The organism is Bacillus sp. EA-CB0995, from assembly GCF_055814245.1.
Window position 1 is genome coordinate 250,001 of record NZ_CP169269.1, and the last position, 22,198, is coordinate 272,198.

The window sequence follows — 22,198 nt, forward strand, 5'->3', positions numbered from 1 at the left end:
ACTTTTTATAAAAAAAAGAATAAGGAGAATCCCCTTATTCTTCTGAGCTTTCTTGATCTTCTTGTATGTCTTCTTCATCTTCTTTTTGCGTTTTTGCTACCGTCGCTACTTCTTGCTCGCCTTCTAAACGAATTAAGCGAACACCTTGCGTATTACGTCCCATTTGAGAGATTTGATCAACCGGCATACGAATTAAAACACCTGCTGCTGTAATCAGCATAATATCTTCTTCACCATTTACAGACTTAACAGCAATTAACTTACCATTCTTATCTGTAATATTACATGTTTTAAGACCTTTACCCCCACGGCTTTGGAGGCGATATTCTTCAACTGGTGTCCGCTTACCATAACCATTTTTCGTTACAATTAAGACATCCATTTCTTCTTCAACGATTTCCATGCCAACTACTTGATCTTCCTCACCTAACGTAATAGCTTTCACACCTGCTGCATTGCGTCCCATCGAGCGAACATCTTGTTCATGGAAGCGAATTAACATACCGTTACTTGTTCCCACAATCATATCTTTTTCGCCTGTTGTTAATCGAACAGAAATAACTTCATCATCTTCACGAAGTGATATTGCAATTAAACCATTATTACGTATGTTAGCAAACGATGAAAGGGGTGTTCTTTTTGCAATACCCTGTTTCGTCGTAAAGAATAAGTAATGGTCATCGCTAAATTCTCGGATTGGGATAATCGCATTTACCCATTCATCTTTATCTACTTCTAATAAGTTGATAATTGGTATACCCTTAGCTGTACGGCTATACTCTGGGATTTCATATCCCTTCGTCCGGTATACTTTCCCCTTATTTGTGAAGAATAGAATATGATCATGTGTAGATGTTGTTAACAAATGTTCTACAAAATCATCATTGTTCGTCCCCATACCTTGAACTCCACGCCCGCCACGATTTTGCGTTTTGTACGTAGAAGCTGGTAAACGTTTCACATACCCATTATGAGTAAGTGTGATTACAATGTTTTGCTCTGGAATTAAATCTTCATCCTCGATTGCTTCCATACCGCCAATTGTAATTTCTGATCTTCGTGTATCATTAAAACGATCTTTAACTTCTGTTAATTCTTCACGAATAATTTCAAGAACTTTCTCTTCATCTGCGAGAATTGCTTTTAGCTCCGCAATCAACGCAATTAGTTCTTGATATTCTTGTTCGATTTTTTCACGCTCTAATCCTGTTAAACGTTGCAAACGCATATCTAAAATTGCTTGTGCTTGCTTTTCACTTAAGCCAAAACGTTCCATTAATCCTTGCTTTGCAATGTCTGCTGTCTTCGAATTACGAATTAGAGTAATTACTTCATCAAGATGATCTAACGCGATGCGTAAACCTTCTAAAATATGAGCACGAGCTTCTGCTTTCTCTAATTCATATGCAGTACGTCTACGGATAACGACCTTCTGATGATCCAGGTAATGATATAGACATTCTTTTAAATTTAATACTTTTGGTTCTCCATTTACGAGCGATAGCATATTAATACCAAAGCTTGTCTGAAGTGCTGTATGTTTATATAAGTTATTCAATAACACATTTGCGTTTGCATCTCGTCGTAATTCCATGACGATACGCATACCATTTCGATCTGATTCATCACGTAAATCTGTAATACCATCAATCTTTTTGTCTCGAACAAGCTCCGCAATCTTTTCAATCAACCTTGCTTTATTCACTTGATATGGTAGTTCAGTTACAATAATAGATTGTTTCCCATTTGCCTTCTCTTCAATCTCTACTCTTGCACGAAGAATTACTGTACCACGCCCTGTTTCATACGCTCTTCGAATTCCACTTCGTCCAAGAATTTGACCAGCTGTTGGGAAATCTGGGCCGGGAATATACTCCATTAATTCTGCGATTGTAATCTCTGGATTGTGACTTAACGCTAATACCCCATCAATTACTTCACCAAGCTGATGCGGAGGAATATTCGTTGCCATACCAACCGCGATACCAGTTGCACCATTTACTAATAAATTAGGAAAGCGCGCAGGTAATACAATTGGTTCTCTTTCCGAACCATCATAGTTATCTTGATAATCAATTGTATTTTTTGTGATATCACGCAATAGTTCCATAGAAATCTTGGACATTTTTGCCTCTGTATAACGCATCGCAGCTGCCGAATCACCATCGACAGAACCGAAGTTACCATGTCCATTTACTAGCATATAACGTTGACTAAAGTCTTGAGCCATTCGCACCATTGTCTCGTATACAGCTGAATCACCATGCGGGTGATACTTACCAATTACTTCACCAACAATACGCGCAGACTTCTTATACGCTTTATCAGCAGTAATTCCTAAATCGTTCATCGCATATAAAATTCTGCGGTGAACAGGTTTTAATCCATCACGAACATCTGGCAGTGCACGAGATACGATAACGCTCATCGCATAATCTAAAAACGAGGTACGCATTTCTTGGCTAATATTAATTTCTCGAATTCGGCCTTGTTGTTGGTTGTCTGACATCAACCAGCACCTCCTCATTACATTTCCGATCGATATACCATGTTCATTTATACGTAGAAGACAGGAATACTCCGATTCCTGTCATCAATCATTAAATATCAAGGTTTTTCACATATTTTGCATTTTCTTGGATAAAGTTACGACGTGGTTCAACTTTATCACCCATTAAAATTTCAAATGTTTCATCTGCTTCAATTGCATCTTGAAGCGAAACTTGAAGAAGTGAACGTACTTCTGGATCCATTGTTGTTTCCCATAGCTGCGTTGGATTCATTTCTCCAAGACCTTTATAGCGTTGAATACCTGGTTTTGGTTGTTTCGGAATCTCCACTAATATATTTTCAAGTTCTCTATCGTTGTAAGCATACTCAACTCTCTTACCTTGTTGCACTTTATATAATGGCGGCTGTGCAATATATATATAACCGTGCTCAATAATTTGACGCATATAACGGTAGAAGAACGTTAATAATAGGGTACGAATATGAGCGCCGTCGACATCAGCATCCGTCATAATAATAACTTTGTGATAACGCGCCTTTTCAATATCGAAATCTCCACCAATACCAGTGCCAAGCGCAGTAATAATTGTTCGCACCTCATCGTTTGATAAAATTTTATCTAAACGTGCTTTTTCTACGTTAATAATTTTTCCTTTAAGCGGTAAAATCGCTTGGAAGTGACGATCACGCCCTTGCTTTGCTGAACCACCCGCGGAATCACCCTCTACGATATAAATTTCACTAATAGAAGGATCCTTAGAAGAACAATCTGCAAGTTTTCCTGGCAAGCTTGATACTTCCAGCGCACTTTTTCTGCGTGTTAATTCACGAGCTTTTTCGCCGCTACACGTGCACGCGCTGCCATCGTTCCCTTATCTACAATTTTTCGAGCGACATTTGGGTTTTCAAGTAAAAACTTTTCAAGTGCTTCAGAGAAAACTGATTCTGTAATTGTTCTCGCTTCGCTATTTCCGAGTTTCGTTTTCGTTTGCCCTTCAAATTGCGGATTTGGATGTTTAATGGATACAATAGCCGTTAAACCTTCACGAACATCTTCACCCGTTAAATTACTATCAGCATCTTTTAAAATATTATTTTTTCGACCATAATCATTAATAACACGTGTTAATGCTGTTTTAAATCCAACTTCATGCGTACCACCTTCATACGTATGAATGTTATTTGTAAATGAATAAATGTTAGTTGTATATCCTTCGTTATATTGAAGGGCAACTTCAATTTGAATTCCGTCTTTTGAACCTTCTACATATACCGGTTCCTCATGTATCGGTTCTTTAGAGCGATTTAAATGCTCAACATAAGACTTAATGCCGCCTTCATAATGGAATTCTTTCTTTTGTTTATGTTCACGTTTATCTTCAATTGTTAGTTTAATATTACGATTTAAAAACGCTAGTTCTCGTAAACGAGTTGCTAACGTATCAAATTCATATTCCGTAGTTTCAGTAAAAATTTCTGCATCTGGTTTGAAACGCGTTACTGTTCCTGTATGATCTGTATCCCCAATCACCTTTAAGTCTGCAACTGGAATACCACGTTCATACTTTTGATAATGAATTTGCCCGTCACGATGAACAAATACCTCTAACTCCGTTGATAATGCATTCACGACAGAAGCACCTACACCATGTAAACCGCCAGAAACTTTATAACCGCCGCCACCAAATTTACCACCCGCATGAAGAACTGTCATAATAACTTCTACAGCGGGGCGACCCATTTTCTCGTGCATCCCAACCGGAATACCACGGCCATTATCTGTTACTGTAATACTATTGTCTTCTTCAATAGCTAGATTAATCTCATCACAATATCCTGCTAATGCCTCGTCAATACTATTATCAACAATTTCCCATACAAGGTGATGAAGACCTTTTCCGCTCGTTGAACCAATATACATCCCTGGACGTTTTCGAACTGCTTCTAGTCCTTCTAACACCTGTATTTGACTTTCGTCATATGCGTTTTCTTCAATTTGTTTTTGTTCCATTGACACAAAGATCACCTACTTTTCCATTTAGACAGAAGCTATTTATCTTCTTCTCCACAATCCACTGTGCCGTTCGTTACATGAATTGTTTTTGCTTGTTTTAATGTATCATGCTCAATTCCATCAACACTTGTCGTTGTCACAAACGTTTGCACCTTTCCTTGAATCGTATTAAGCAGATGTGATTGTCTGTAATCATCTAGTTCTGATAACACATCATCTAATAAAAGGATTGGATATTCGTTAACTTCTGAATAAATCAATTCGATTTCAGCTAACTTTAGGGAAAGTGCGGTCGTTCGTTGTTGCCCTTGCGAACCAAAGACTTGAACATTTTTACCATTAACGAAGAATTGTAAATCATCACGATGAGGCCCAATTAAGGTTGTACCACGGAAGAGTTCACGTTGTTTCACAGATTGGAAACTTTCATAGTATACTTCTTTTATTTTCGACAAATCCATGGATTCTGATACATCTATACTTGGTTTATAGACTATTTCCAGCTCCTCAAGTCCCCTGCTAATTCCTCGATGAATTGGAGCTGCCCATTCTTGCAATAAACGTAAAAATTCAAAACGTTTTTTTAATACTTTTACACCATGTTCAACGAGTTGAAGTGTAAACACATCTAGCATAGCTTCATCATTCATACTGTTTCCTTGCATTTTTTTGAGCAAATGATTACGCTGTGTAAGAACTTTTTGGTATTGACTTAGCTCATACAAATATACAGGAGCTATTTGTCCAAGCTCCATATCTAAAAAACGTCTTCGTACTTGAGGACTTCCCTTTACAAGGTTTAAATCTTCAGGAGCAAACATAACAACATTCATTACGCCAATATATTGACTCAATTTTTGTTGCTCAAGTTGATTTAACTTTGCCTTTTTCCCTTTTTTGGAAACGTTCAGTTCTAAGGACAAAGAGTTATTTCGTTTTTGCAGTCTCCCTTTTATCTTACCACAATCTTCATCCCATCTGATAAGTTCACGATCATTAGAAGTTCGATGAGATTTGGCCATCGCTAATACATAAATCGCTTCCATCAAATTTGTCTTTCCTTGCGCATTTTCACCAATAATTACGTTTACTTTATCTTCGAAGGAGAGATCTAACTGTTCATAATTGCGATAGTTTTGCAAATGTAATTCTGTAATATACAAAGGGATCCCCCTTTATCCTTGAACTTGAAATGTTCCGATCCCCGGAATTTCAACAATATCATTTGTATATAATTTTCGCCCTCGTCTATTTTCAGGCTCTTTATTCACATACACTTCATACTCTTGTAAAAACCATTTTACCGCTCCGCCTGTATCAATCACGTCAGCCAGCTTTAAAAATTGTCCTAATGTAATATATTCTGTCGAAATTTGAATATGTTTCATACAAATCGCTCACTTTCTAAAAGTGTTCATTCTTTCATTGTACTAAATAAACAAGCATTAGGAAAGTAATAGGGAAAAATCAAAAGGGTTACCAGTACCTCTACACTAGTAACCCTTATCTTTTTAGTACGTACGTACTGGTAAAATTAATTGAGTAATGGAATCATCGTTCACAGTACGAATTAAAAATGGTCTCATTGCACCAGTGAAGCTAATTTTGATTTCTGTGCTATCCAATGCTTTTAATGCATCCATCATATATTTTGCACTAAACGAGATTTTCAATTCTTCTCCTTCAATTTTCTCACACTGAACTTCTTCTACTACTTTTCCGATTTCTGGAGAATTCGATGAAATTTCTAACATTTGATCTTCTAAAGTTGCTAATTTCACAACATTATTACGTCCATCTCTTGCTAATAAAGACGCTCGATCAATTGCTTGTAAAAATTCTTTTGTATTTACAAAAATATCGGTTTTACTATCTGGTGGGATTAGTCTTGTTGTATCAGGATAGTTACCCTCTAACAATCTAGAGAAGAACAATAAATGCTTCGTCCGGAATAATACTTGGTACTCCGTTATAACAATATCTACCATCTCTTCTGATTCATCAAGAATTTTACTTAACTCATTTAAACTTTTTCCTGGAATAACAACATTTGCTTGAAATTCATTCAAAATAGTTTGTCCTGCAATTTTTGCTTTACGAAGCGCTAAACGATGACTATCTGTTGCAATACAAATCAACTCGCTGTTATATACTTTCCAGTTTACACCTGTCAAGATCGGGCGTGTTTCTGATGTAGATACAGCAAAAACAGTTTGACGAATCATATGTTTTAACAGATCCGTTGGAATTTGAAATACATGATGTTCTTCAATCTGTGGTAACAATGGATATTCAGCTGAGTCTAAACCATTTAAGTTAAACTCGGATTTTCCAGATTTTATTTTCGTCATAAAATGACTTTCTACAGAAATTTCAACTGTATCTTTCGGTAATTTTTTTACAATTTCACTAAAATATTTTGCTTGTAAAACAATGCTTCCTGATTGTACGACTTCTACAATTTCTTTTCCATCCTCTTCAGTTGGGATAAAGGATTCGATGGATATATTTGCATCGCTACCTGTTAATGTAACACCTTCTTCATTTGCTACGATTTTAATCCCTGTAAGAATTGGAATTGTTGTACGAGATGAAACAGCTTTCATTACATCTTGTACACTTCTGACAAGGTAATCTTTTTGAATTGAAAAATGCATAACGAAAACCTCCGGCAAGTATAAAATTGGTTTTATTTAATAATAATAAAAAATTAGTAGTAATAGTAATAGGTCTTGTGGATATGTGGATAACTCATTTAGAATGCGGAAAAACAGTCTATCTACATGTGGATAGACTGTGCATAAAATAAAGAGAGTTATTCACGTTATTCACATCATATTACTTTAAAATATCGCGAATCTCTTCAAGCTGTCTCTGTAATTGTGCATCTGTTTTTAACAGTTTTGAAATTTTTTCATGTGCGTGAATGACTGTAGTATGATCACGACCTCCAAACTCCTCACCGATTTTTGGTAAGGATGAATCTGTTAGTTCACGAGACAGATACATTGCAATTTGACGAGGGAAAGCGACTGATTTTGTACGCTTTTTCGCTTTAAAGTCTTCTAATTTCACTTGAAAAACATCCCCTACAGCTTTTTGGATGTCATAAATTGAAATAATTTTTGGTTTTGAATTTGGAATAATATGCTTTAGTGCCTCAGCAGCTAAATCGGCATTCATATCCTTATTAATTAAAGATGAATACGCTACAACACGAATTAGAGCACCTTCCAATTCACGGATGTTAGAGTCAATTTGATTTGCGATGTAGAGCATAACTTCATTTGGAATATCCAGACCTTCAGCTTTTGCTTTCTTGCGTAAAATCGCAATCCTTGTTTCTAAATCTGGAGGAGTAATATCTGTAATGAGTCCCCATTCAAAGCGTGAACGTAAGCGATCTTCTAATGTAGGAATTTCTTTTGGCGGACGATCACTTGAAATTACAATTTGCTTACTTTCTTCGTGCAACGCGTTAAATGTATGGAAGAACTCTTCTTGTGTTTGTTCTTTTCCAGCAAGAAATTGAATATCGTCTATAAGTAGAACATCGACGTTCCGATATTTATTACGAAAATCAACGGCCTTATTATCACGAATAGAATTAATAAACTCATTTGTAAATTTTTCAGATGACAGATAAACGACCTTTGCGTTTGGATTATGTTCGATAACATAATGACCAATTGCATGCATTAGATGCGTTTTTCCAAGTCCAACTCCCCCGTAAATAAATAAGGGATTGTATGCTTTAGCTGGTGCCTCAGCTACAGCTAACGAAGCTGCATGGGCAAAGCGATTACCAGAACCGATTACAAAGGTATCAAATATATATTTTGGATTGAGCATGCTTTGCGGAAAATGATTAGGTTCATCGTGCGTTGTTGTATTTTTTTTAACAGGAGGATAGTCAAATTCCTCTTCTGTTTGACTTTGTGGAATGATAAAGCGAATCTCAAGCTCTGCTCCCATTAAATGAATGATTGTCTCCGCAATAAGATCTGAATAGTGGGATTCCAACCAATCACGTGCAAATTCATTTGGAGCTGTAATGGTTAAAACGTCCTTTTTTAAAGAATAAGCTTTTGTAGATTTAAGCCATGTTTCATAACTAGGCTTACTCACTTTTTTTCTAGTTCTTTTAAGGTGCTATTCCATAAATCTGAAATGTTTTCCAAAGTTGTCCCTCCTTTACAAAAGATGATAAGTAACAAAGTGTTTAATGTTTGTATAACACAACAAAACAACACTGTATATTTATACGTAACACTTTTTAAAAGTGAAAAAGCGGTTCAAATACGAAATAGAGTTTTCGACAAAAAAACGCATTGTGGAAAACTCCTTATGCACATGTGTTTATACATGTCCACAAGTTATTCACACATTGTGGATAAATAATAGTTGTGGAAAACTTGTCCAAGGTGAAAACACAACTATAATATCAAAAAAAGATAGCAATAGCAATGTATTTCAAAAAGTTATCCACAAAATCAATACCTTGTGGAATAAACTTGTCCACAATACGATATACTGTGTAAAAACAAAAAATGATTTGTGGATATAAAAAAGTGGCAAAAAAAATTATCCACAACCGATGAAAGATACTGTGAACAACGTTGTGAATAGGTAAAAAATGAATATTTTATTAAAATTTCGAGAGGCATTGACATTCTCCTACCAAATTAACTATAATTTATAGGACTGTCTTTAACAGTTATTCCTCAGGGAGGTGTCATATAATGAAAAGAACTTATCAACCAAATAAACGTAAGCGTAGCAAAGTACATGGTTTCCGTAGCCGTATGAGCACAGCGAACGGACGTAAAGTTTTAGCAGCTCGTCGTCGTAAAGGTAGAAAAGTATTATCTGCGTAGGCCACTGATCGTTCAGTGGTCTTTTTTTCTAGTAATTATGAATTTTCCGCTGGCGAAATACAGGAGTGTTCAATTGATATGAAGAAAAAGAATCGTGTAAAGAAGAATGAGGAATTTCAAGCTGTTTTTCAAAATGGAAAATCAAATGCCAATCGTCAATTTGTTGTATATCAGTTAGAAAAACCAAATCAACCATATTTTCGAATTGGTCTTTCCGTTAGTAAAAAACTAGGGAATGCGGTCATGCGTAATCGTATTAAACGTATGATTCGTCAAGCTTTTACAGAATTAAAAGATGAGATAGATTCTGGAAAGGATTTTGTTATAATAGCAAGGAAGCCTTGTTCAGAGATGAACTATGAACAATTAAAGAAAAGCTTAATTCATGCTCTGCAGCGCTCAGGAGTAAAACTGGCAAAAAATAGCGAAATAAGAGGAAAATGAATTACACTATATACATACCGAAACAAGGAGGAGTAGGCTGTGAAAAAAAGATAAGCTTACTAGTCATGGTTATTGCTGTCACGGCAATTTCTGCTGGCTGTAATCAAACCAATCAGCCGATTACACCGGAAAGTACAGGAATTTGGAATGAATATTTCGTATATCCGCTTTCTCAGTTAATCACGTTTTTTGCAAAATTATTTGGCAATAACTATGGTTTAGCGATTGTTGTTACAACTCTTATCATTCGTTTTGCGTTGCTACCATTAATGATTAAGCAAACAAAGAGTACAAAAGCAATGCAATTATTGCAACCTGAAATGGCAAAATTAAAAGAGAAATATAGTTCTAAAGATCAAGCGACTCAACAAAAATTGCAACAAGAAATGATGCAATTGTATCAAAAATATGGTGTAAATCCATTAGCAGGCTGTTTACCAATATTTATTCAAATGCCAATTTTATTTGCATTTTATCATGCGATTATAAGAACAGCAGAAATTAAACAACATACTTTTTTATGGTTTGACTTAGGTCATCCTGATCCATATTACATTCTGCCAATTCTTGCGGCAATTACAACGTTTATTCAACAAAAGTTGTCAATGGCTGGTACTGCTGGGCAAAATCCACAAATGGCAATGATGTTATGGCTTATGCCTATCATGATTTTAGTTTTCGCAATTAACTTCCCAGCTGCGTTATCTCTTTACTGGGTAGTAGGTAACATCTTTGGTATTGCACAAACATATTTGATCAAAGGGCCTGATCTTAAGGCTAGTAAGGCAGGAGGATCAAGTAAGTGAGTATGATTACTGCTAAAGGACAAACAGTCGAACAGGCAGTGCAATCCGCATTAGAACAATTACAAGTATCAAGCGATAAAGTGGAGATTCGCATCATTGATCAAGGTAAAAAGGCTTTTCTCGGTTTCATTGGAGGGCGTCCTGCTATTGTAGAGGTTATTGTAAAAAAAGATCCTGTAGAAGAAGCGGAACTTTACTTGAAAAGTATCATAAAAGAAATGGATGTTGATGTAACTGTTGGAAAAGAGGTAAAAGGACGTGAAATTCATTTTACACTTTCCGGTAGTGAGGTTGGTGCGTTAATTGGAAAAAGAGGGCACATACTAAATTCTTTACAATATGTAACGAAGCTTGTTGCGAATCGTAGCACGAAACAATATATCGGTGTAACAATCGATGCTGAAAATTATCGTGATAAACGAAAAGATACACTAGAGTCACTTGCACTTCGGTTAGCAAAGCAAGTTAGCAATACGAAAAAAAGAATTGTGTTAGAACCAATGCCTTCTTTTGAAAGAAAAGTTATACATCAAGCACTTGCGAGTCATCCATATGTGATTACGACATCTGAAGGGAAAGAACCACATCGACATGTTGTCGTATCTCCAAAATAAAGTGAAACTTCCATCCTGAGGGATGTATCCTAAATGGTTGGCTAGTTGAACGAATCAGGCTTTTATGGGCAGCCTATCTGCTTTGAATTTCTTAGAAGATTGAGGTGGGAGTTTTACTGTCCTTTAGAGCGGGATAAACCGGTAACTCATTTGAGTGCCGGTTTTTTACTGGATAAAATATGAAGATAGGAATTTTTCTGTGGATAAATAAAACGCACTAAACTTATACACGGTGGATAAGTTTAGTGCGTTTTATGAGGGGACATAATAAAATAAGTTATTATTCTTTTTTACACAGTTTCGTTATGGTATCCTAATAATTTAGTGAAGGAAAAAATCGTGTTGAAATAGAGAGAAATAAGTAAGTGAGGTGAAAGAACATGGAATTTGATACAATTGCTGCGATTTCCACAGCTCTTGGAGAAGGTGCAATTGCCATTGTTCGAGTAAGTGGAGATGATGCGGTAGAGAAGGTAAATCGCATTTTTAAAGGGAAAGATTTAACGACAGTTCCATCTCATACAATTCAGTATGGGCATATTGTGGATTTAGATACAAATAAAGTTATTGAAGAAGTTATGGTTTCAATTATGCGGGCACCAAAGACATTTACGCGTGAAGATATCGTTGAGGTAAATTGTCATGGTGGCCTTGTTTCTGTAAATAAAGTATTACAACTTATTTTATCGCAAGGTGTTCGCCTGGCAGAGCCAGGGGAGTTTACAAAGCGTGCTTTTTTAAATGGACGTATCGATTTATCGCAAGCAGAAGCGGTTATGGATTTAATTCGTGCGAAAACAGATCGTGCAATGAATGTTGCAATTAACCAAATGGAAGGTCGTTTATCAAAACTAATTGGTCGTCTGCGTCAAGAAATTTTGGAAACATTAGCTCATATAGAAGTGAACATTGACTACCCGGAATATGATGATGTAGAAGAGATGACGCACGGAGTTTTGATTGAGAAGGCGGAATACGTTCAATCAGAAATTGGGAAGTTATTGCAAACTTCAAAGCAAGGAAAGATTTTGCGTGAAGGAATTGCAACGGCTATTATTGGAAGACCGAATGTTGGAAAGTCATCTTTATTAAATAGTCTTGTACAAGAAAAGAAAGCGATTGTAACGGATATAGCAGGAACGACTCGAGATGTTATTGAAGAATACGTGAACGTACGCGGTGTACCGCTTAAACTGATTGATACAGCTGGAATTCGTGAAACAGAGGATATTGTAGAACAAATCGGTGTAGAGCGTTCAAAAGAGATGATGAATAAAGCAGATTTAGTTCTTCTAGTTGTAAACTATAGCGAAGTGTTAACAAACGAAGATGAAGAATTATTCCGAGCGGTGCAAGGAAAAGATTTTATTGTTATTGTAAATAAAACAGATTTACCGCAGCAAATTGATATGGAGCGCGTTACACAATTAGCTGGTTCAGCTCGTGTTATTACAACAGCTTTAATCGAAGAAAAAGGTGTAGATGAACTAGAGCAGGCAATTGCTGATCTCTTCTTTGAGGGAGCAATTGAAGCGGCAGATATGACATATGTGTCGAATGCGCGTCACATTGGTTTATTAGCACAAGCAGAAAAGACGATTGGTGATGCAATCGAGGCTATTCATAGCGGCGTACCAATTGATATGGTGCAAATTGATTTAACAAGAACGTGGGAAATACTCGGTGAAATTACGGGAGACACTGTACATGAAAGTTTAATTGATCAGTTATTCTCTCAATTTTGTTTAGGAAAGTAATCGTAAGGAGGAATGGAAAATGGGATACAACGCTGGTTTTTATGATGTTATTGTAATCGGTGCGGGTCATGCGGGGTGTGAGGCTGGTTTAGCGGCAGCTCGTATGGGAGCAAAAACATTAATGTTAACAATTAACTTAGATATGGTTGCATTTATGCCGTGTAACCCTTCGGTTGGTGGACCTGCAAAGGGAATTGTTGTTCGCGAAATTGATGCACTTGGCGGTGAAATGGGAAGAAACATTGATAAAACACATATTCAAATGCGTATGTTAAACACAGGAAAAGGTCCAGCCGTACGTGCGCTTCGTGCTCAAGCAGATAAATTTGCGTATCAACATGAATTGAAAAAAACAATTGAAGAAACACCAAATTTAACACTGAGTCAAGCTATGGTTGAGCGCTTAATTGTGGAAGACAGCGTATGTAAAGGTGTTGTTACACAAACAGGAGCGGAATATACAGCGAAAACAGTTGTTATTACAACAGGTACGTTTTTACGCGGTGAAATTATTGTTGGAGATTTAAAATATTCAAGTGGGCCAAATAATCAACAACCATCTGTGAGATTATCAGAGCATCTAGAAGAACTTGGATTTGAACTTGTGCGCTTTAAAACAGGTACGCCTCCGCGTGTAAATAGTAGTACAATTGATTATAGCAAAACAGAAATTCAACCAGGTGATGATACACCACGTGCATTCTCTTTCGAAACAACGAAGTTCATCATGGATCAAATTCCATGTTGGTTAACATATACAAGTGAAGAAACGCATCGTTTAATTGATGGAAATTTACATCGTTCTGCCATGTATTCTGGCATGATTAAAGGAACAGGACCAAGATATTGTCCTTCAATTGAAGATAAGGTTGTCCGATTCCACGATAAACCACGTCATCAAATCTTCTTAGAGCCAGAAGGACGAAATACACAAGAAGTATACGTACAAGGCTTATCAACAAGTCTACCAGAAGATGTACAACGTGAGATGTTAAAGACCATTCCTGGCTTAGAAAATGTAGAAATGATGCGTACAGGATATGCAATTGAATATGACGCGATTGTACCAACACAGTTGTGGCCAACACTTGAAACAAAAAAAATAGAAAATTTATATACAGCAGGACAAATTAATGGAACATCTGGTTATGAGGAAGCTGCCGGTCAAGGATTAATGGCGGGTATTAATGCAGCCTGTCGTTCGTTAGATAAAAAAGAAGTGATTTTAAATCGTTCGGATGCATATATTGGCGTTTTAATCGATGATTTAGTAACAAAAGGTACAAATGAGCCATACCGTCTATTAACATCTCGTGCAGAATACCGTTTATTATTACGTCATGACAACGCAGACCTGCGTTTAACAGAAATTGGCCATGAAATTGGTTTAATTCCAGAAAAGCGATATGAACGTTTTACAGTAAAGAAAGAGCAAATTGAAAAAGAAAAAGAACGTTTAGCAAGTATTATTATTAAGCCGCGTCCTGAAGTACAAGAGCTAATTCGCGAAGCTGGCGGAAGTGAACTAAAGGATGGTATACGTGCGAGTGATTTATTACGTCGTCCAGAAATGACATATGAGCATATTCATCTTCTTGCTCCAAGTGAAGAAGAGATTAGTGATGAAGTGGCAGAGCAAGTTGAGATTCAGCTTAAATATGAAGGATATATTGAAAAATCCTTACAACAAGTAGATCGTATGAAGCGTATGGAAAGCAAAAAGATTCCGGTTGACATTGATTACGATGCGATTTCTGGAATAGCTTCTGAAGCACGTCAAAAATTAAAAGATGTCCGTCCGCTATCTATGGGGCAAGCATCTCGTATTTCCGGGGTAAATCCAGCTGATATTTCCATTTTACTTGTGTATATAGAACAAGGAAAAATTGCACGAGTATCGAACCAATAAATAGTTAGGAGATATAGCGAGATGAATATAGAACAATTTCAATCTATGCTAGTAGAAAGAGGTATTACTCTTTCTGCTAGGCAGTTAGAGCAATTTGAAATCTATTTTGAAACGTTAGTTGAGTGGAACGAAAAAATGAACTTAACAGCAATTACAGAGAAGGAAGAAGTGTATTTAAAGCACTTTTTTGATTCCATTACAGCTGCTTTCTATCATGATTTTTCAAAGCCATTTTCTGTTTGTGACGTTGGTGCAGGGGCGGGGTTTCCTAGTATTCCTTTAAAAATCTGTTTTCCAAATTTAAAAGTCACAATTGTCGATTCCTTGCAAAAACGTATTACATTTTTAAATCATTTAGCAACAAAGTTAGAATTAACTGACGTAGCGTTTTGTCATGATCGTGCTGAAACATTTGGAAAAAAGAAGGCGTACGTGAATCTTTTGATATTGTAATGGCACGTGCGGTTGCTCGTCTCTCTGTTTTAAGTGAATTGTGTTTACCGCTTGTGAAAGTCGGGGGAACGTTTATTGCAATGAAAGGTTCCGCCGCAAACGAAGAAATTGAGAATGGCAAGTATGCTCTGCAAGTGCTTGGTGGCGAATTGAAAGGAATTGCTACGTTCCAATTACCATTTGAGGAAAGTGAACGTAACATCTTATCAATTGAGAAAAAGAGAAAAACACCAAATAAATATCCGCGTAAACCAGGGACACCGAATAAATTACCTATTGAAAAATAAATCTTATTAGACGTAAGATTAAGTTATATAAAGTGAAGCTTCTATCAGTAAGTTTGTTTATCGTTACTGATGGTTAGTTGAACGAATCGGGCTTTTACAGGCAGTTATCCACCACCTATCTTTTTGGATTCCTCACAATATTGAGGCGGGGGCTTACTGTCCGTTAGAGCGGGATAAAGACGTAAATGTTTCACATGGAACATTTTTGTATAGAGTATTCAATAGGATTCAAAGGTGGTGGAATATGTATGAGAAACACGTTTTCTCGTTTATTTGGCTTTGGAGAGAAAGAGGCTGAATTAGCACTACAAGAAGAAAGCCATGAAGAGATAAAGCAAATTTCATTATCAAAAATTGTTCCAAATCGCTATCAGCCACGTACAATTTTTGATGATGCTCGTATTGAAGAGCTTGCGCTTACAATTCATACGCATGGATTAATTCAACCGATTGTTGTTCGCCAGTATGAAGAAGAGAAATATGAGATTATTGCTGGTGAAAGACGTTTTCGGGCTGCAACAAAATTAGGATGGGAAACTGTCCCAGCCATTGTTAAAAATTTGAATGATACTGAGACTGCTTCTGTTGCCCTAATTGAAAATTTGCAACGAGAAGAACTTACGGCAATCGAAGAGGCTGTTGCTTATCAAAAGCTAATTGAATTACATAATTTAACGCAAGAAGCACTAGCGCAGCGACTAGGTAAAGGGCAATCTACAATTGCAAACAAACTAAGATTATTAAAGTTGCCAGAAGATGTTAAACAAGCATTATTAGAGAAGAGTATTACAGAACGCCATGCTCGTGCCCTTATTCCGCTTAAAAATGAAGAGCTTCAATTAAAGGTTTTACAAGAAATTATTGAAAAGCAATTTAATGTGAAGCAAACAGAAGATCGAATTGCTAAATTGTTAGAAGAAACGAAGCCGAAACGAAAAGCAAAGCAAAAAGCAGTAAGTCGCGATATGCGTATTGCAATGAATACAATTCGTCAATCTTTACAAATGGTTACGAATAGTGGCTTGAATGTGAATTCGGAAGAAGAAGAATTTGATGAATACTATCAAATTACAATTAAAATTCCCAAAAAAAATAAGAGAATAGAAAGACCTCAACCGTTGGTAGAGGTCTTTTTGCTTTATCACGCATTAATAGCTAGTAAGACCTCGGTGATGGAGGTTTCACTTTATTAGTACTATATTTTCTTTTAAAATTAAGAAGGAGTTTGTAAATAAATTTTGAAGTTTAATATAAACAAAAGAAACATGATTGTTTCATGTTAAAATAAAAACAATCATTTGTAGAATAAGACAGAAAGGTTGAAAGTAGGTGACATCATGGGGAAAATCATTGCCATTGCTAATCAAAAAGGTGGGGTTGGAAAAACAACGACATCGGTAAATTTAGGAGCTGGATTGGCACAAGTAGGAAAAAAGTACTTCTTGTTGATATTGATGCACAAGGGAATGCAACGACAGGAGTCGGAATTGAAAAATCAGATTTAAATGAATGTATTTATAATGTGCTTGTAGAAGATACGGATGTTCGTGGGGTTGTACAGAAAACAGCAACTGAAAATCTAGATGTGCTTCCTGCTACTATTCAGCTAGCGGGAGCTGAAATAGAACTTGTACCGACAATTTCCCGGGAAGTTCGCCTGCAGCGTGCGCTGCAGCCAATTCGTGATGAGTATGATTATATTATTATTGATTGTCCCCCATCTTTAGGTTTATTAACCATTAACGCATTAACTGCTGCAGATTCTGTTATTATTCCTGTTCAATGTGAGTATTACGCCTTAGAGGGGTTAAGTCAATTATTGAATACAGTTCGCCTTGTACAAAAGCATTTAAATAAAGATTTAGCAATTCAAGGTGTTTTACTAACAATGTTGGATGCTCGTACAAACTTAGGATTACAAGTAATTGATGAAGTGAAGAAATATTTCCGAGATAAAGTATATAGTTCGATTATTCCGCGTAATGTACGTTTAAGTGAAGCGCCGAGTCATGGTAAACCAATTATGATGTATGATGCTAAGTCGAGGGGGCGGAAGTGTATTTAGATTTAGCAAAGGAAGTGATTGCAGGTGGCTAAAGGACTAGGAAGAGGAATTAATGCGTTTTTTCCAGATTTGGATGTGAAAGAGGAAGAAACAATTCAAGAATTGCAAGTAAACGAATTACGTCCTAACCCATATCAGCCGCGTAAATATTTTCACAAGGAAGCAATTCAAGAGTTAGCATTATCCATTAAAGAACATGGGATTTTACAACCGCTTATCGTTCGAAAAAGTATTAAAGGATACGAAATTGTTGCAGGAGAACGGAGATTTCGTGCTGCAAAAGAAGCAAATTTCGAAACGGTTCCTGTTGTTGTTCGAGATTTAAACGAGCAACAAATGATGGAGCTTGCGCTACTAGAAAATTTGCAACGTGAAGATTTAACGCCTATTGAGGAGGCGTTAGCATATCAAATGCTGATGGAACAACTTAAGGTAACACAAGAACAGTTAGCAAAGCGGCTTGGAAAAAGCAGGCCACATATTGCAAACCACATTCGCTTACTGTCTCTCCCATCTTTTGTACAAGAGATGATTTCAAATGGAACGATTTCCATGGGACATGGACGAACATTACTTGCTTTAAAAGATAAAACACAAATTAATAGCTTATTACAACGAATTGAAAAAGAAGGATTAAATGTCCGTCAGTTGGAGCAAATTATTCAGCAGATGAATGAAGATGTTTCACGTGAAACAAAGAAACAAAAACCAGCAAGAAATATTTTTTTTGAGGAGCAAGAAACGGTATTACGAGAGCGATTTGGAACTGCTGTGAAAATTAAAGAAACGAATCAAGAAAAAGGAAAAATTGAAATTCAATTTTTCAATAAAGGTGATTTACAACGTATTTTAGAACTTTTAGCAGGAGAACAGTAAAAAATAAACCATCTTGACTTATAGATGGTTTATTTTTTTCATTACAGCAAGTTTTTTATCTGTTTCAATAATACTTTCTGCAATGCTGGTAGCCATGTTCATAACAAGGTTTAATCTTGTGTTTTGCAGTACAAAAAATTCCATAAATCCATTTAAATTTACAATGCCGTGGATATGCATATCACCAATTGCAGGGAGTTTTTTATTCATAGCGGCTCCAGGTTTACTAGGTCCTTTTCCGATTGTAATGGAACCAATATTTTGAGATTTTCCTAGACATGCATCAATTGCGATAATAAAGGGATCCATAAATGTTTTATGTATTTCTGTAATCGTTTCTTCTAAGTTTAAAGCGTGGACTGGTGATTCTAATGTTCCGTATAAATGAAAATGTTGAATGTTATAATCTTGTAGTTTTGAACCAACAAGGGGACCTAATGCATCACCAGTTGATCGGTCTGTCCCAATACAAAGTACAATAAGTGGAGAGCCTTTTTCAATTGGGAGATGAGAGAGCAGAAAGCTACTAACTGTTTGATTGCAATTTGCATCATGATACATAACTTGCTCCGAATCTTTTTCAAAAAAAGGTAAGCGAAAACTTCCGATATTCACGAAGCATCCATCCTTTAATAGAATTTATCAAATTCATATGAATTTGATTTTCCTAAAAACTATTGCATGTCATATATTCTTTTGAATGTAAGAATTATATTGAGTTTATGGTTAGGGGAACTGCATTTTATGGTATGTATAAATCGGAAAATTTCCCATTTCCCCTGTTGATGGAGAATGAACTCTGTTGTAAAAAGATGAAGTATGAGTAGAAAGAAATATACATTTTTGTATCTAGATACTTATAAAATATGAATGCTAGTGAAGTATGTCGTGTAGTCTGGAGAATACTAGTACTAGTATATAAAGAAAGTTGTTATTTTATACCTTATAGAGTTCGAAATTAAAAGCATATGAAAGAACTTTTTCGTAAAATATAGGAGAAATTCTGTTACAATAAATAATGAATATGAGATAGAAAGGTAGGTCGCGATGAAAGGACTTCACGACTTATATACAAATTTTGCAAACTGGTTATTAGATGCGGGATTATGGGAAAAGATTGGTCTCGGTTTACTACAAATTACACTTATTTTGCTTGTTTCGAGTATAGTTATTCGAATTGGCAGGGCAATTATCAGTAATGCCTTCAAAATAAAGGCAAAATCACCAATTCAAATTTCTGAAAGAAGAACGATGACATTAGCGAAATTATTAGAAAATATTTTAACGTATGTTATCTGTTTCGTTGTAATAATCGCTATTTTAGGGGTATTCGGAATTGATACAAAAGGATTATTAGCCGGTGCAGGGGTTGTTGGTTTAGCGGTTGGTTTTGGTGCACAAAACTTAGTCAAAGATGTTATCACTGGATTCTTTATTTTATTAGAGGATCAATTTTCAGTAGGGGACTATGTACGCTTAGGCCAATTTGAAGGAGTTATTCAAGAGATTGGATTACGTACAACGAAAATGAAGAAATGGACAGGTGAAATTCATATTATTCCAAATGGAAATATTAAGGAAGTAACAAATTTCTCTGTTAGTAATAGTGTTGCCTTTGTAGATGTATCTATTTCATATGAAGGTGATATTGAACATGCAGAAAAAGTTCTTGAAAAGTTATTGGATGAATTACCAACAAGGTATGAGCAAATGGTTGCTCGTCCGCAATTATTAGGTGTACAGAGTTTGGCAGCATCAGAAGTTGTTTTGAGGGTTACAGCTGAAGTAGAACCGATGCAACATTTTGTGGTGGCGAGAGCGCTTCGTAAAGAAATTAAAAATCGTCTTGATTTACATGGTATTGAAATTCCATATCCACGTATGGTTCTATATAACCGTGAAGAGCTGATGAGTGAAAAGGCAAATTAGCAGTGAGAGGAGTTTGGAGAGTGGAGCAAAAGCAATATAACTTGCACGATGTAGTGGAAATGAAGAAAGCTCATCCATGCGGTGAAAATCGTTGGAAAATTATTCGCATGGGAATGGATATTCGTATTAAGTGCGAGGGGTGTGACCATTCGGTAATGATTCCTCGAAGAGAATTTGATCGTAAGGTGAAGAAAATACTTATAAAGCATGAAGAATAGATGAAAAAATAAACAGTAGCTGATGCAGCTGTTTATTTTTTTCGCTATTACTACCTGTAAAAGCTCGATTGGTTTAACTAATAATCAGTGTGGGATAAAGTGCCCTCTCCGCTTCATACAGTTTCGTTTTATGAAACTCTATGAAGCTTGTCATTTTATTCGTTACTATCTATAATGATGGAAGATTGAGACATAGGAGTGAAGAATATGGGATTAACGGCTGGTATCGTTGGACTACCGAACGTAGGTAAATCAACATTATTTAATGCAATTACACAAGCAGGGGCAGAATCTGCAAACTATCCATTCTGTACAATAGATCCAAACGTTGGGATTGTAGAAGTTCCAGATTATCGTTTAAATAAATTAACTGAACTTGTTGAACCAAAGAAAACAGTGCCAACTGTCTTTGAATTTACGGATATTGCAGGTATTGTAAAAGGTGCGAGTAAAGGTGAAGGATTAGGAAATAAATTCTTATCCCATATTCGTCAAGTAGATGCAATTTGCCAAGTAGTTCGTTGCTTTGAAGATGAAAATATTACACACGTAGCGGGTAAAGTAGATCCGATTTCAGATATTGAAACAATCAACTTAGAACTTATTTTAGCGGATTTAGAATCTGTTGATAAACGCATTGATCGCGTGGCGAAATTAGCCAAGCAAAAAGATAAAGATGCTGCATTTGAACATGAAATTTTAGTCCGTTTAAAAGAAGCGTTTGAAGAAGGAAAACCGGCTCGTACAGTTGAATTTACAGAAGAGCAAATGAAAGTAGTAAAAGGTCTTCACTTATTAACAATAAAAGAAATGCTATATGTAGCAAACGTTGGTGAAGATGATGTAATGGATCCATCTGGAAATGAATATGTACAAATTGTAAAAGAATTTGCTGCAAAAGAAAACTCTCAAGTAATTGTTGTTTGCGCAAAAATTGAATCAGAAATTGCTGAGTTAGATGAAGAAGAAAAGAAAGTCTTCCTTGAAGAACTAGGCATTGCAGAATCTGGTCTAGATCAATTAATTCGTGCGGCGTATGATTTATTAGGATTGGCTACTTATTTCACAGCAGGTGTACAAGAAGTACGTGCTTGGACATTTAAAACAGGAATGAAAGCACCGCAATGTGCTGGAATCATTCATACAGATTTTGAACGTGGATTTATTCGTGCAGAAACAGTATCTTATGATGATTTAATGGAACGTGGTTCTATGACAGCTGCTAAAGAAGCTGGAAAAGTACGATTAGAAGGAAAAGAATACGTTATGAAAGACGGAGATGTTGTGCACTTCCGCTTTAATGTATAATTTTTTTATTTCCTAGGAAAAAAATAAAGTATTTAACTTGGCAAATTCATTAGGTTTGCCAAGTTTTTTATGTTTTCATGAGTTGCTTCCTCTAACTTACTATGATATAATCTAAACTCGTGAGTAATTA

15 protein-coding genes and 5 pseudogenes are annotated in these 22,198 nt (G+C 36.0%); 13 read left to right on the plus strand and 7 right to left on the minus strand.

Annotation, left to right across the window (positions count from 1 at the left end):
* Window positions 1-34: 34 nt before the first annotated feature.
* From gyrA to dnaA, 6 genes and pseudogenes are all read right to left on the minus strand, one after another.
* On the minus strand, window positions 35-2,509 hold the full coding sequence (gene gyrA / locus ACEWFJ_RS01445; RefSeq protein ID WP_473690101.1) for a DNA gyrase subunit A: 2,475 nt from the start codon (window positions 2,507-2,509) through the stop codon (window positions 35-37).
* Window positions 2,510-2,600: 91 nt separating this feature from the next.
* Window positions 2,601-4,522 (minus strand): annotated as a pseudogene (gene gyrB, locus ACEWFJ_RS01450) (DNA topoisomerase (ATP-hydrolyzing) subunit B).
* A gap of 38 nt (window positions 4,523-4,560) precedes the next feature.
* Window positions 4,561-5,688 carry a DNA replication/repair protein RecF gene (gene recF, locus ACEWFJ_RS01455; RefSeq protein WP_230575663.1) on the minus strand — a complete coding sequence of 376 codons (1,128 nt, stop codon included), beginning with the start codon at window positions 5,686-5,688 and terminating at the stop codon, window positions 4,561-4,563.
* 12 nt (window positions 5,689-5,700) lie between these two features.
* Complete coding sequence (gene yaaA, locus ACEWFJ_RS01460) at window positions 5,701-5,913, minus strand: S4 domain-containing protein YaaA (RefSeq protein WP_098310159.1); 213 nt, start codon at window positions 5,911-5,913, stop codon at window positions 5,701-5,703.
* Between the two features lie 123 nt (window positions 5,914-6,036).
* Complete coding sequence (dnaN, locus tag ACEWFJ_RS01465; protein ID WP_473690102.1) at window positions 6,037-7,182, minus strand: DNA polymerase III subunit beta; 1,146 nt, start codon at window positions 7,180-7,182, stop codon at window positions 6,037-6,039.
* A 181-nt stretch (window positions 7,183-7,363) separates the two neighbouring features.
* Window positions 7,364-8,706: pseudogene (gene dnaA / locus ACEWFJ_RS01470) on the minus strand (chromosomal replication initiator protein DnaA).
* 561 nt (window positions 8,707-9,267) lie between these two features.
* Between dnaA and rpmH the strand changes: the two are divergent.
* The 10 genes and pseudogenes from rpmH to ACEWFJ_RS01520 all read left to right on the plus strand — a co-directional run bounded on the left by rpmH (window position 9,268) and on the right by ACEWFJ_RS01520 (window position 18,613).
* Entirely contained in the window at window positions 9,268-9,402 is a 135-nt protein-coding gene (gene rpmH / locus ACEWFJ_RS01475) for a 50S ribosomal protein L34 (protein ID WP_000831901.1), read from the plus strand.
* 78 nt (window positions 9,403-9,480) lie between these two features.
* Complete coding sequence (gene rnpA, locus ACEWFJ_RS01480; RefSeq protein ID WP_098310156.1) at window positions 9,481-9,846, plus strand: ribonuclease P protein component; 366 nt, start codon at window positions 9,481-9,483, stop codon at window positions 9,844-9,846.
* On the plus strand, window positions 9,843-10,652 hold the full coding sequence (gene spoIIIJ, locus ACEWFJ_RS01485) for a YidC family membrane integrase SpoIIIJ (RefSeq protein ID WP_473690104.1): 810 nt from the start codon (window positions 9,843-9,845) through the stop codon (window positions 10,650-10,652). Before rnpA ends, spoIIIJ begins: the two co-directional genes overlap by 4 nt.
* A complete protein-coding gene (gene jag / locus ACEWFJ_RS01490; protein WP_098310154.1) occupies window positions 10,649-11,266 on the plus strand; it encodes an RNA-binding cell elongation regulator Jag/EloR in 618 nt (205 codons plus the stop codon). The genes spoIIIJ and jag overlap by 4 nt, the downstream gene beginning before the upstream one ends.
* A 380-nt stretch (window positions 11,267-11,646) precedes the next feature.
* Window positions 11,647-13,023 (plus strand): tRNA uridine-5-carboxymethylaminomethyl(34) synthesis GTPase MnmE, encoded by a 1,377-nt coding sequence (gene mnmE, locus ACEWFJ_RS01495; RefSeq protein WP_473690105.1) that lies wholly within the window; start codon window positions 11,647-11,649, stop codon window positions 13,021-13,023.
* A gap of 19 nt (window positions 13,024-13,042) precedes the next feature.
* Window positions 13,043-14,932, plus strand: a complete 1,890-nt coding sequence (gene mnmG, locus ACEWFJ_RS01500) for a tRNA uridine-5-carboxymethylaminomethyl(34) synthesis enzyme MnmG (protein WP_473690106.1) — start codon at window positions 13,043-13,045, stop codon at window positions 14,930-14,932.
* 21 nt (window positions 14,933-14,953) lie between these two features.
* A pseudogene (gene rsmG / locus ACEWFJ_RS01505) lies at window positions 14,954-15,672 on the plus strand (16S rRNA (guanine(527)-N(7))-methyltransferase RsmG).
* A gap of 248 nt (window positions 15,673-15,920) precedes the next feature.
* Window positions 15,921-16,763: pseudogene (gene noc / locus ACEWFJ_RS01510) on the plus strand (nucleoid occlusion protein); the annotation flags it as partial.
* Between the two features lie 246 nt (window positions 16,764-17,009).
* A pseudogene (soj, locus tag ACEWFJ_RS01515) lies at window positions 17,010-17,769 on the plus strand (sporulation initiation inhibitor protein Soj).
* Complete coding sequence (locus ACEWFJ_RS01520; protein ID WP_429709798.1) at window positions 17,762-18,613, plus strand: ParB/RepB/Spo0J family partition protein; 852 nt, start codon at window positions 17,762-17,764, stop codon at window positions 18,611-18,613. Before soj ends, ACEWFJ_RS01520 begins: the two are co-directional and overlap by 8 nt.
* 18 nt (window positions 18,614-18,631) lie before the next feature.
* On the opposite strand, the gene yyaC is transcribed toward ACEWFJ_RS01520, so the two are convergent.
* Window positions 18,632-19,228, minus strand: coding sequence for a spore protease YyaC (yyaC, locus tag ACEWFJ_RS01525; protein ID WP_473690107.1), 597 nt, complete (start codon window positions 19,226-19,228; stop codon window positions 18,632-18,634).
* A gap of 432 nt (window positions 19,229-19,660) precedes the next feature.
* On the opposite strand from yyaC, the gene ACEWFJ_RS01530 reads away from it, so the two are divergent.
* The 3 genes from ACEWFJ_RS01530 (at window position 19,661) to ychF (ending at window position 22,068) form a co-directional block, all read left to right on the plus strand.
* Entirely contained in the window at window positions 19,661-20,542 is an 882-nt protein-coding gene (locus ACEWFJ_RS01530; protein ID WP_473690108.1) for a mechanosensitive ion channel family protein, read from the plus strand.
* A gap of 20 nt (window positions 20,543-20,562) precedes the next feature.
* Window positions 20,563-20,760, plus strand: a complete 198-nt coding sequence (locus tag ACEWFJ_RS01535; protein ID WP_473690109.1) for a DUF951 domain-containing protein — start codon at window positions 20,563-20,565, stop codon at window positions 20,758-20,760.
* Window positions 20,761-20,967: 207 nt separating this feature from the next.
* Window positions 20,968-22,068 (plus strand): redox-regulated ATPase YchF, encoded by a 1,101-nt coding sequence (gene ychF / locus ACEWFJ_RS01540; protein ID WP_473690110.1) that lies wholly within the window; start codon window positions 20,968-20,970, stop codon window positions 22,066-22,068.
* Window positions 22,069-22,198: the final 130 nt, after the last annotated feature.

Coding starts and splice junctions, on each gene's coding strand:
- gyrA (WP_473690101.1), bottom strand. CDS start 2,509: ATGTCAGACAACCAACAACAAGGCCGAATTCGAGAAATTAATATTAGC.
- yaaA (WP_098310159.1), bottom strand. CDS start 5,913: ATGAAACATATTCAAATTTCGACAGAATATATTACATTAGGACAATTT.
- dnaN (WP_473690102.1), bottom strand. CDS start 7,182: ATGCATTTTTCAATTCAAAAAGATTACCTTGTCAGAAGTGTACAAGAT.
- rpmH (WP_000831901.1), top strand. CDS start 9,268: ATGAAAAGAACTTATCAACCAAATAAACGTAAGCGTAGCAAAGTACAT.
- rnpA (WP_098310156.1), top strand. CDS start 9,481: ATGAAGAAAAAGAATCGTGTAAAGAAGAATGAGGAATTTCAAGCTGTT.
- spoIIIJ (WP_473690104.1), top strand. CDS start 9,843: ATGAATTACACTATATACATACCGAAACAAGGAGGAGTAGGCTGTGAA.
- mnmE (WP_473690105.1), top strand. CDS start 11,647: ATGGAATTTGATACAATTGCTGCGATTTCCACAGCTCTTGGAGAAGGT.
- mnmG (WP_473690106.1), top strand. CDS start 13,043: ATGGGATACAACGCTGGTTTTTATGATGTTATTGTAATCGGTGCGGGT.
- ACEWFJ_RS01530 (WP_473690108.1), top strand. CDS start 19,661: ATGAAAGGACTTCACGACTTATATACAAATTTTGCAAACTGGTTATTA.
- ychF (WP_473690110.1), top strand. CDS start 20,968: ATGGGATTAACGGCTGGTATCGTTGGACTACCGAACGTAGGTAAATCA.